We start from the raw sequence: 10,405 nt of genomic DNA, 5'->3' as shown, positions 1-10,405 counted from the left end.
CGCCGCGAGAATGCGGCACTCTGCCAACCGGCGGGGACCGGCGTGCAACCTCCGGTGAGGCCTGAGGCGTCCCACTCCCCGACGCGCCGACCGACGGCGCACGGGCGGGGAGGGTCGTAGTGGGCGCGGCGGAGGACGAGCGGGAGTTCAGCGACTTCGTCGCGCACCGCCAGCGCGCGCTGCTGCGCACCGCGTACCTGCTCACCGGGGACCGGCACACCGCCGAGGACCTACTGCAGGCCGCGCTCACCAAGACCTACATCGCCTGGGGCCGCATCGACGACCTCAACGCCGCCGAGGCGTACGTCCGCACGACCCTGACCAGGACGTACGTCTCCTGGTGGCGGCGACGGTGGAAGGGCGAGCGGCCGACCGAGGAGCTGCCGGAGCCGGCCGCGACCGGCGTCGCGCTCGACACCGCGGTCGCCGAGCGCACCGACCTGTGGGACGTCGTCCAGACGCTGCCGCGCAAGCAGCGGGCGGCGGTCGTCCTGCGGTTCTACGAGGACATGAGCGAGGCCCAGGTGGCCGAGGTGCTCGGCTGCGCCGTCGGGACCGTCAAGAGCCAGACCAGCCGGGCCCTCGCGACCCTGCGGGAGCGGATGTCGGCCGTGCCGGAGCGGAAGGAGGAGGGGTCGCGATGAGCTTTACTGACCACGACGTGGCGGAGGCCCTCCGCGCCGAGCTGGCCCGCCGGGCCGAGCCGGTCGTGCCGAGCCGCTACGACTTCGCCGGGCGCGCGATCGGGGCGGGCCGCCTCAAGCGTCGGGTACGCCGCCGCGCCGTGAGCGCGCTGGCCGCCGTCGTGCTGGTCGGCGGCCCGGGGACCGCCGCGGTCGTCGCGAGCCGGGACGAGGCGGACGTACGCCCCGAGCCGGTGCCGACGTCCGGCCCGCAGACGCCGTCCCCCACGCCGACCCCGACCCCAGCGCCGAGCTCGACCGTCGCGGCGACCAGGCTCGCGGCCGCCGACCTGCAGCAGGGTGCGGCGCCGACCGTGCCGTACATCATCGGCAACGTCCTGCACGACGGGCACGTGTCCGTCGAGCTCGCGCTCCCCGGGCCTCCGGTCTCGGTCGCGCGGCTGGGCAGCGACTGGATCGTCGGGACCCTCGTCGAGTCCTCGGACGGGGACCTGAACCCCGGCGCGGCCGTGGGCGTGAAGGCCGACGGGTCGTCGTGGCCGTTCTCGGACACGAACGCCCGCGGAGTGGTCGCGGCGCCGAACGGCGAGCGGGCGGTGTGGGCGGACGGCCCGCGCGACGGGTCGACGACGACGCTGCACGCGGTGCTCGACGGCGGCGTTCCGACGATGCAGTCCGAGGTGGCCGGGGCGTGGACGCCCGTCGGCTTCATCGACGACGCGCGCGTGCTGCTGCGCCTCACGCAGGGCGCAGAGGCCGCCGGGACGGTCACCGGCGTGCCGGACGTCAGCGTGTGGGACACCCGGACCGGCGAGTCGACACCGCTGCCGGCCGGGCTGCGCGGGCGGGCCGCCGGGGCCGGCCTGCTCAGCGTGCTGACGGAGGAGGAGACGCCGGAGTTCACGCCCTGCGCGGCGGTGGTGGAGTTCTCGACCTCCCAGATGCTGTGGCGGTCCTGCGAGTGGATCGTGCAGGAGTTCTCGCCCGACGGCCGGACGGCGCTCGCGGAGTCGACGCTGACCGACGGAGTGGGCCCCAGCCAGTACGCCCTGGTCGACGCCCGCACCGGCTCGGTCCTGGTCCGGTGGGACGGCAACTTCCGCGACGGGGCCTTCGAGGACGACGGGATGCTCGTCTTCCCCGCGGCCGCTGCGCGGGACCGGCCGAACTCCTTCGCCGTCGTCCGCTGCGACAGCGCGGGCGGGTGCGTGCGCGCGACCGAGCTGCAGACCGTCGACGCGACCTTCCGCGACGACTGGAACGCCGTGGTCGGGCGCTGAAATCCGTTGAGCCGGAGCGCTCGTCCCCCTAGGGTCTTCGGGTGCTCCGGCCCGACTACCCGATCCGGACGGCGCGGCTTGTGCTGCGCCCGTTCGCCGAGAGCGACCTCGACGACGTGCACGACCTGCGCTCACGCCCGGAGGTCTCCCGCTACCTCTACGGCGAGCCGCTGTCCCGCGACGAGGCGCGCGAGTTCCTCGGCGGGCGGATGGAAGCGGTCGCGCTCGAGAAGGAGGGGGACTCGCTCGCGCTCGCCGTGGTCGTGCCGCGGCTCGGGCGGGTCCTCGGCCAGGTCTCGCTCAACTGGCGCAGCGCCGAGCACGCGCAGGGCGAGGTCGGCTTCGTCTTCCACCCCGACGCGCAGGGGCACGGCTACGCGACCGAGGCGGCGGCCCAGATGCTGCGGCTCGGCTTCGAGGGGCTCGGCCTGCACCGGGTCTACGGGCGCTGCGACGACCGCAACACGAAGTCCGCTGCCGTCATGGAGCGGCTCGGGATGCGACGCGAGGCCCATCTGGTCGAGAACGGGGTCTTCAAGGGCGAGTGGGGCAGCGAGCTCGTGTACGCCGTGCTGGCCCGCGAATGGAAGGAGAGGCAGGCGTGAGCGTCCCTCAGCGAAGCCGCACGGGGCTGCGTACGGAGCGGCTGCTGCTGCGCCAGTGGCGGGCGGAGGACCGCGAGCCGTTCTTCGCGCTGAACGCCGACCCGGAGGTGATGGAGCACTTCCCGGCGACGCTGACGCGGGAGGAGAGCGACGCCTTCGCGGCCCAGAGCGAGGCTGACATCGACCGGCAGGGCTGGGGGCTCTGGGCGGTCGAGGTGGCCGAGGGGCCGGACGCCGGCGCTTTCGCGGGCTTCGTGGGGTTCAAGGTGCCGCGCTTCGACGCGCACTTCATGCCCGCCGTGGAGATCGCGTGGCGTCTCGCGCGGTGGTCCTGGGGCCGCGGCTTCGCGACCGAGGCGGCCAGAGAAGCGTTGGACTTCGGCTTCACCCACATCGGCTTCGGCGAGGTCGTCTCGTTCACGGCAGTGCCCAACGTCCGGTCGCAGGCGGTCATGCGGCGGCTGGGGATGACGCACGACCCGGACGACGACTTCGACCACCCAGTGCTGCCGGAAGGCCACCGTCTGCGCAGGCACGTGCTCTACCGCGCCCGCTCGGCCGCCTGATCGGTCACGGAAGGGTCGCAGAACGGCCCGCCCTCTTGTCCGGGCGAACTAAGTCGTCCTAGTCTCCCCGCACCTCGGCAGTTCGTTGAGCGCAACAACCAAGGTCGCAAGGGAGCGAGAATTGCGTAAGTTCACGAAGTGGGCCATGGCGGCAGCCGTGGTCGCAGGGTCGATGGCCCCCATCGCGCCGGCCGGTGCGGCCGCCGAGAGCTTCGACGTCCTGGTCTTCTCCAAGACCGCGGCCTTCCGCCACACCGAGTGCATCAACTCGGGCACGCCGGCCATCAAGGCGCTCGGCGCGGCGAACAACTTCACCGTCGACTCGACCGAGGACGCGGCCGTCTTCACCGACGCCAACCTCGCGAAGTACGAGACAGTCGTCTTCCTCTGCACCACCGGCAACGTGCTCAACGACACCCAGCAGGGCGCGTTCGAGCGCTACATCCAGGGCGGCGGCGGCTACCTCGGCGTCCACTCGGCGTCCGACACCGAGTACGACTGGGCGTGGTACGGCGGCCTCGTCGGCGCGTACTTCCGCGACCACCCGGGCGTCCCCGGCGTCAGCCCGCAGTTCCAGGTCGCGAGCGTCGACGTGCTCGGCCACGGCACCCCGGCCACCGCTGAGCTGCCGGACCGCTGGACCCGCGAGGAGGAGTGGTACAACTTCCGCACCAACCCGACGGGCAAGGTCCGGGTGCTCGCGAACGTCGACGAGAACACCTACAACCCGCGCGGCTACAGCGTCCCCGGTGGCTCGGCCCCCATGGGCAACCCGCACCCGATCTCGTGGTGCCAGAACTACGACGGCGGCCGCTCGTTCTACACCGCCGTGGGCCACAAGGGCGTCTACTTCTCCGAGCCCCTCGTGCTCTCGCACATCCTCGGCGCGATCGAGATGACCGCCGGTGCGGAGGAGTTCAACTGCACGAGCTACTCCGAGGTCACCAACCTGCTCGGCGACCTGAAGGACGAGGGCCGGCTGAGCGCCTCCGCGTACGCCTCGCTCAGTGACCGCCTGCAGCGCGCTTCGGTGAAGTCCGCCGCCGGCCACGAGGTCCCGGCCACCGGCCTGCTCGAGCAGTTCATCGCCAAGGCGCGCAACCAGGTGAAGGGCGACGCGGACGACCTCGCCGTCCGTGAGCTGCTGGTGCAGAAGGCCACGCAGCTCATCGCGTGGGAGCAGGACCTGGACGACCAGGAGAACGCGAAGTAGCGTTCAGCCTTCCGACGCCGGGCCAACCGGCGGATGGATGCAACAGGCCCGGCGCGGGGCGACCCGCGCCGGGCCTTCCCATGTCTGCGGCCCCGGACCGTCGACTTGCGCACCACGCCCCGCTGGCCCCCTCCAACCTCGCGCTGATCATGCACTTCTGGCGAGTTGTCCCCAGGCCAGGAGGCTGTGGACAACTCGCCATATGTGCATGATCAGCGCGTGGGTGGGGAGGCGGGAGCAGCGGAGGCGGGGTCAGAGCCGCGGGTCGACGTGCACCTTCGGCCCGGCACCCCAGGCCGGGTCGCGCTGCCCGGCCAGGACGGACGCGACCTCGTCCAGCCCGACCGTCGCGGCGACCAGCGGGCGTGGGTCGACGGCGCCGGAGGCGTACAGCTCGACCGTGCCGGACAGCCCGCCCGACGCGCTGAGCACGCCGACGGCGGTGACGTCCTGCAGGGCCAGCGCCCGCGAGTCGACGAGCGAGGGCTCGGGGGCGATGCCGATGAAGACGACGCGCCCGCCGGGCTCGACCACGTCCACGGCGAGCGCGGGCAGGGCGGCGGCGCCCGAGGCGTCGAGCACCGCGTCCCAACGCAGCGCGGGCAGCGTGTCGCGGGTCCACGTGGATCCGAAGCCGAGCGACCGGGCGAACTCGAGCGTCGGCTCGTCGCGCCCGAGCAGGTGAACCTCGACACCGCGGGCAGCCGCGACCTGCGCGCTGAGCAGCCCGATCGTGCCCGGGCCGAGCACGAGCAGCCGGTCACCGGGGCCGACGTCCGCACCGAGCACGGCACGCAGCGCGTTGCCGCCCGGCTCGACGAGCGCGCCGAGGGCGGCGTCCATGTGGTCCGGCAGCGGCACGAGCGCCGTCACGGGAACGGGCAGCTGCTCGGCCAGCGCGCCGGGCCAGCCGTGCCGGATCCCGATCTCGTAGCGGTCCGCGCACAGGTGCTGCTTGCCGCGCACGCACCGGTCGCAGGCGCCGCACCCCAGCATGGTGTCGCCCGTGACCCGGCGGCCCACCCACGACTCGTCCACGCCCGGGCCGACGGACGCGACCGTGCCGGCCCACTCGTGCCCGATGCGCACCGGATAGGCCGCCTGCCCGTCGTGCAGGTAGGACATCTCGCCGGTGAAGACCTCGACGTCGGTGCCGCACACGCCCGCGCGCTCGACGTCGACGACCACCTCGCCCGTGCGCGGCTCCGGCCGCGGCACCTGCTGGACCTCGGCCCGCCCAGGGCCGGTGATGACGAAGGCGCGCATGCTCACGAAGGCCCGTCGCTCCCCGGGTGGACCGGCCCGCTCACTGCCTGGCAGCTGGGCGGCAGCGACACCTGCGGCTCCCGCCGCGCACGCCCCGGCACGGACAGCGCCGCCAGCACCCCACCGGCGGCGAGCAGCCCGGCGCAGACGAGCATCGCGTTGCGGTACGCCGGCTGCAGCGCGGCGGGGTCGGCGTAGTCGTCTCCGGACAGGCCCACGAGCAGCGGCAGGGCCGCGACCGCGAGCAGGCCGGCGGCCCGGGCGACGGCGTTGTTGACCCCGCTCGCCGTGCCGGCGTAGCGGTCGTCGACGCTCCCGAGCACGGTCGCGGTCAGCGGCGTGACCGTGACCGACAGCCCGAGGCCGAAGAGCAGGACCCCGGGGAGCACGTCCCGGGCGTACGCCGTCTCCGCGTCCACCCCGGCCAGCAGCACCGTCCCGGCCGCGGCAAGGAGCGGCCCCACCGTCATCGGCAGCCGCGGCCCCGTCCGCTCCGACACCGCGCCCATGCGCGCCGAGAGCGCCAGCATGATCAGGGTCACCGGCAGCAGCGCCGCGCCGGCCGCGACCGGCCCGCTGCCGGCCACGACCTGCAGCTCCAGCACGAGCAGCAGGAAGACGCCGCCCAGCGCCGCGTACACCGCGAAGGTCACGAGGTTGGAGGCGGTGAACGCACGGGAGCCGAACAGCCCCAGCGGGAGCATCGGCGACCGGGCGGACCGCTCGCGCAGCACGAAGGCGCCGAGCGCGACCAGCCCGCCGACGAGCGCGCCGAGCACCACGGGCGACGCGCCGTCCTCCGGCCACGCGGTGAGCGCGTACGTCGTCCCGGCCAGCGCGAGCGCCCCGAGCGCCGCGCCGGGCAGGTCGAGCCCGGGGGCGCGCTGCTCGTCACGCGACTCCGGCACGTGGCGCGCGGCGAGGACGACGACCGCGGCGAGCGGGAGGTTGATGAAGAACGCCCAGCGCCACGACGCCGCCTCGACCAGCCAGCCGCCGAGCAGCGGTCCGACCGCCCCGGCGATGCCGCCCAGCCCGGACCACGCGCCGATGGCGCGGGCACGGTCCTCGCGGGCGAACGAGGCCTGCAGGATCGCCAGGCTGCCCGGCGTGAGCAATGCGGCGCCGACACCCTGCAGCGCGCGCGCCGCCACGAGCGTCGTCGCGTCCGGCGCGAGACCGCAGGCGGCCGACGTCACGGCGAACCACACCACGCCGACGAGGAAGACCCGGCGACGGCCGAAGCGGTCGCCGAGCGCGCCGGCGAGCAGGATGAGCGCCGCCAGGGTCAGCGTGTAGGCGTTGACGGTCCACTGCAGGGCCGCGAGGCCGGCGTCGAGGTCCTCGCCGATGCGGGGCAGCGCGACGTTGACGACCGTGCCGTCGAGGAACGCCATCCCGGAGCCGAGGATCGTGACCAGCAGCACCCAGCGCCCCGCGGCCGTGCCGTAGCGCAGCTCGCCCCCGGTCCCGCTCACGTCAGCCGCTCCACGAGGGCCTGCCCGAGCTCGAGGCCGGAGAGGTACGCCGCCTCGACCCGTGGCTTGCCGTGCCAGCCGTCCCCGCAGAGCCCCACCATCGCCTCCCCCAGGAAGAACGGCGCCTCGCGGCCCTCGACGGGCCGGGCGAGCGACCAGCGGTGGACCCGCACCCAGCGCGGCTCCTCCCCGACGCCCAGCACCGCGCGCACCGTGGCGACGAGCTCAGCCACCGCGGCGGCAGGGTCGTCGATGTTGGCCTCGGCGAAGGCGGACGTCGAGTGCGCGACGAGCACGGGCGCCCCGTCGCCACGGCGGCGCCCGTCGTCCGCGACCCAGCCGAGCACCGGGCTGTCGTTGACGAACACGCCGTCGAGCTCGGGCAGCCAGGACCGGCGGTCCCAGCCCGCCGCCAGTGCGAGCACCGGCTCCCACGTCCGGTCCTCGAGCACGGCCAGCTCCTCCCGGAGCGTCGGCGCGAGCAGGTCGGCGGCCTGCGGGTCCGGCATCGCGAGCACCGCGGCCTCCGCGACCTCGCCGTCGACGGACGGCCCCGGGGCGACGCTCTCGACGTCGTACGGGTGGGTGACCCGCCGTTCACCGAGCAGGTCGACGGCGATCGAGCGCAGCCCGCCGGCACAGGCCCAGCGGACCGGGCCGGACGACGTCCCGGTGATGCCCTCGGGCCCGGCGACGTGGAAGGTGTCGGTCCACGGCCGCGCCACACCGCGCCGCTCCCAGTCCTGCGCCACGGCCGCGAACCGGGGGTCCGAGACGGTGAAGTACGACGCGCCGGCGTCGACCATCCGGCCGTCGACCGCGTACGACGCGAGCCGTCCCCCGAGCCCCTCGCCCCGGTCGTACATCCGCACTCGGAGCCCGCCGTCGGCCAGCGCGCCGGCGCACGCGGCCCCGGAGATGCCCGCCCCGACGACGGCGACCGGCCCGAGGGCGCGCACCACCCGGTCGGCGGCGAGCGCGTTCACCAGGGCCCCGTCACAGCCACCGCCGCAGCGGCGCGGTCGACGTCTCGAGCACCCGCTGCAGCGCCGAGCGCTCCTCCCACTCGGCCAGCGAGATGCGCTCGCTGCGCGCGAAGTCGTCGTCGAGCGCGCGGTCGAGCACGTCCACGACCTGCTCGTCGAGCACTGCGACCACGACCTCCTCGTCGTGGTCCAGCGAGCGCCGGTTGAAGTTGGAGGACCCGATCACGGCCGCGTAGCCGTCCACGGTCAGGACCTTCTGGTGCATCATCGACGGCTGGAACTCCCAGACCCGCACGCCCGCCTCGGTGAGCGTCTCGTACTGCGCCATGCTCGCCAGCTGGCAGACGCGCTTGTCCGCGTGCGGCCCCGGCAGCAGCACGTCGACCTCCACCCCGCGGGCGGCCGTCGCGCAGAGCGTGTCGAGGAAGGACTTGTCGGGGGCGAAGTACGCCGTCGCCAGCCGCAGCCGCGCGCGCGCCTCGCGGAGCATGACGTGGAAGCAGGACTGCATGTCGTCCCAGCCCAGGCTCGCGGAGCCGCGCACGACCTGCACGAGCGAGTCCCCGCACTGCGGCTGCTGCGGGAACGTGTTGCGCTCGTCGTAGAGCACGCGCCCGGTCTCGGCCCAGTCCTGCACGAACGCCGCCTGCAGCCCGTCGACTGCCGGCCCCTCGATGCGCAGGTGCGTGTCGCGCCACTCGGTCTCGTCCCGGGCGTCGCCGCACCACTCCTTCGCGATGCCGACGCCGCCGGTGAACGCGACCTGCTCGTCGACGACGAGGACCTTGCGGTGCAGGCGGTGGTTCTGCTTGAACGGAGACTTCACGACCGGCTTGCGGAACCACTCGACCTGCACGCCGCTGCGCGCCATGCGGCGCACGAGGTCCTTGTCGATGAGGCGGCCGCCGAGGGCGTCGATGAGCAGCCGGGTGCGTACGCCGGCGCCCGCGCGCTCGCACATGGCGGCGGCGAACTCCTGGGCGATGTCGCCCTGCCACCACACGAAGGTCATCAGGTCCACAGTGCGGCGGGCGCCGCGGATCGCCTCCAGCATCGCCGGGAAGATCTCGTCCCCGTTGCGCAGGACCGTCAGCCGGTTGCCCTCGGTGAAGGGGGTGCCGATGAGCACCTCGAGGCGGCGGCGCAGCGCCTCGCGCCGCTCGAGGACGTCCTCGGCGCCCGCCGCCGTGTGCGCGGCGCGGCTCACCAGGCGGGGAGCTCGGACGCTGCGGTCGCGCTGCTGTCGCGCAGGAAGTCCCGGCACCGCTCCGCCTCGGGCTCCTCGCCGATGGCGGCGGCCGACCGGCCGAGCGCACCGAGCGCGCGCAGGAAGCCGCGGTTGGGCTCGTGCTCCCACGGCACGGGACCGTGCCCGCGCCATCCGGAGCGGCGCAGGGCGTCCAGCCCGCGGTGGTAGCCGGTCCGGGCGAAGGCGTACGCCGTCACCGCGTCGCCGGCGTCCAGCGCCTGCTCGGCGAGGACCGCCCAGGCCAGGCTGTAGGAGGGGTGCGCCGCCGCGACCGGCCGGACGTCCTCGCCGCCGGCCAGGGCGGACTCGAGCGCGGACCGGGCGTCGACGTCGTCGGGCAGCGAGGTGGGCGGTGGGCCGGGCAGCAGGTTCTCGAAGGTCACGGACGAATCCTGCCTGGCACGGGCCTTCCGCTCCACCCCGCCCGGCTCCGAGCCCCGCACATCTGGTTCACCGAGCCACCGACATCTAGTCCTCGTCTAGAACGCGGTTCGCCCGATCGGGTCAATCCGTGGGCCCTTCGTCCCCTCAACTCGATCTCTCCCGCGCCGACGCTATCTCCAACTGCCTCACGAAAAGACCCGACGACAGCCGGAAGGCCGAGATGACCACGAGAGCCGCGGACCGCGAGGCCCGCACCAAGACAGGCCGGACCGGCTGGTTCACCAACCTGCGGGTCGGCGCCAAGATCCTCACCGCCCTCGGCGTCCTCGGCCTGGTGGCCGTGGTCGTGGGCACGCTCGGCATCACCCAGGCGCAGAACCTGCGTGACCGCGGCGAGTCGATGTTCGACGAGAACGTCAAGCCGTTGAACACGCTCGGCGCCACGCTCCGCGGCTTCCAGGCCGCTCGGGCCCGACTGCTCGAGTACGGCGTCGCCACCCCTGAGACGCGCAAGCTTCTCCTCGAGGAGCTCGAGGAGAAGAAGGCGGCCGTCGAGGAGGGCATCGCCGAGTACCAGAAGACGACGACCGAGCAGGCGACGCTGGACACGTTCGTCACCAACTACCAGCTGATGCTGGACAAGGCGACGTCCGAGCTCTTCCCGATCGCCGACAAGGGCGACGTCGCGGGCTTCGCGGACTACTACCGCAACGACCTGCTGCCCACGGTCAGCG

At 74.0% G+C, this 10,405-nt stretch carries 11 protein-coding genes; 6 read left to right on the top strand and 5 right to left on the bottom strand.

Annotated elements, in window-relative coordinates; genetic code table 11:
* Positions 1 to 119 precede the first annotated feature (119 nt).
* The 5 genes from G9H71_RS19170 to G9H71_RS19150 all read left to right on the top strand — a co-directional run bounded on the left by G9H71_RS19170 (position 120) and on the right by G9H71_RS19150 (position 4,308).
* A complete protein-coding gene (locus G9H71_RS19170; protein ID WP_166284390.1) occupies positions 120 to 644 on the top strand; it encodes a SigE family RNA polymerase sigma factor in 525 nt (174 codons plus the stop codon).
* Complete coding sequence (locus tag G9H71_RS19165; RefSeq protein ID WP_166284389.1) at positions 641 to 1,924, top strand: hypothetical protein; 1,284 nt, start codon at positions 641 to 643, stop codon at positions 1,922 to 1,924. The genes G9H71_RS19170 and G9H71_RS19165 overlap by 4 nt, the downstream gene beginning before the upstream one ends.
* 41 nt (positions 1,925 to 1,965) lie before the next feature.
* Entirely contained in the window at positions 1,966 to 2,529 is a 564-nt protein-coding gene (locus G9H71_RS19160; protein WP_166284388.1) for a GNAT family N-acetyltransferase, read from the top strand.
* A complete protein-coding gene (locus tag G9H71_RS19155) occupies positions 2,526 to 3,095 on the top strand; it encodes a GNAT family N-acetyltransferase (protein ID WP_331273121.1) in 570 nt (189 codons plus the stop codon). The genes G9H71_RS19160 and G9H71_RS19155 overlap by 4 nt, the downstream gene beginning before the upstream one ends.
* A 121-nt stretch (positions 3,096 to 3,216) precedes the next feature.
* Entirely contained in the window at positions 3,217 to 4,308 is a 1,092-nt protein-coding gene (locus G9H71_RS19150) for a ThuA domain-containing protein (RefSeq protein ID WP_231135112.1), read from the top strand.
* Between the two features lie 252 nt (positions 4,309 to 4,560).
* On the opposite strand, the gene G9H71_RS19145 is transcribed toward G9H71_RS19150, so the two are convergent.
* Genes G9H71_RS19145 through G9H71_RS19125 form a run of 5 tightly spaced genes read right to left on the bottom strand, consistent with a single transcriptional unit; the run spans position 4,561 to position 9,670 of the window.
* Positions 4,561 to 5,574 (bottom strand): zinc-dependent alcohol dehydrogenase, encoded by a 1,014-nt coding sequence (locus tag G9H71_RS19145; RefSeq protein ID WP_166284394.1) that lies wholly within the window; start codon positions 5,572 to 5,574, stop codon positions 4,561 to 4,563.
* Between the two features lie 2 nt (positions 5,575 to 5,576).
* Positions 5,577 to 7,052 (bottom strand): MFS transporter, encoded by a 1,476-nt coding sequence (locus tag G9H71_RS19140; RefSeq protein ID WP_331273120.1) that lies wholly within the window; start codon positions 7,050 to 7,052, stop codon positions 5,577 to 5,579.
* Positions 7,049 to 8,038 (bottom strand): NAD(P)/FAD-dependent oxidoreductase, encoded by a 990-nt coding sequence (locus G9H71_RS19135; protein ID WP_331273119.1) that lies wholly within the window; start codon positions 8,036 to 8,038, stop codon positions 7,049 to 7,051. Before G9H71_RS19135 ends, G9H71_RS19140 begins: the two co-directional genes overlap by 4 nt.
* Before the next feature lie 10 nt (positions 8,039 to 8,048).
* On the bottom strand, positions 8,049 to 9,245 hold the full coding sequence (locus G9H71_RS19130; protein ID WP_331273118.1) for a phospholipase D-like domain-containing protein: 1,197 nt from the start codon (positions 9,243 to 9,245) through the stop codon (positions 8,049 to 8,051).
* Positions 9,242 to 9,670, bottom strand: a complete 429-nt coding sequence (locus tag G9H71_RS19125; RefSeq protein WP_166284386.1) for a DUF3151 domain-containing protein — start codon at positions 9,668 to 9,670, stop codon at positions 9,242 to 9,244. Before G9H71_RS19125 ends, G9H71_RS19130 begins: the two co-directional genes overlap by 4 nt.
* A 221-nt stretch (positions 9,671 to 9,891) precedes the next feature.
* Between G9H71_RS19125 and G9H71_RS19120 the strand changes: the two genes are divergently transcribed.
* On the top strand, positions 9,892 to 10,405 hold a 514-nt coding region (locus G9H71_RS19120; RefSeq protein ID WP_166284385.1), incomplete at its 3' end, for an MCP four helix bundle domain-containing protein.

Origin of the sequence: Motilibacter deserti (genome assembly GCF_011250635.1) — a bacterium.
GTDB lineage: Bacteria > Actinomycetota > Actinomycetes > Motilibacterales > Motilibacteraceae > Motilibacter_A > Motilibacter_A deserti.
Note: the sequence above shows the minus strand (reverse complement) of the source record. Positions and strands in the feature narration are given on the sequence as shown.

Excerpts from the sequence above, each read along its gene's own strand:
- G9H71_RS19165 (WP_166284389.1), top strand. The coding sequence starts at position 641 with ATGAGCTTTACTGACCACGACGTGGCGGAGGCCCTCCGCGCCGAGCTG.
- G9H71_RS19145 (WP_166284394.1), bottom strand. The coding sequence starts at position 5,574 with ATGCGCGCCTTCGTCATCACCGGCCCTGGGCGGGCCGAGGTCCAGCAG.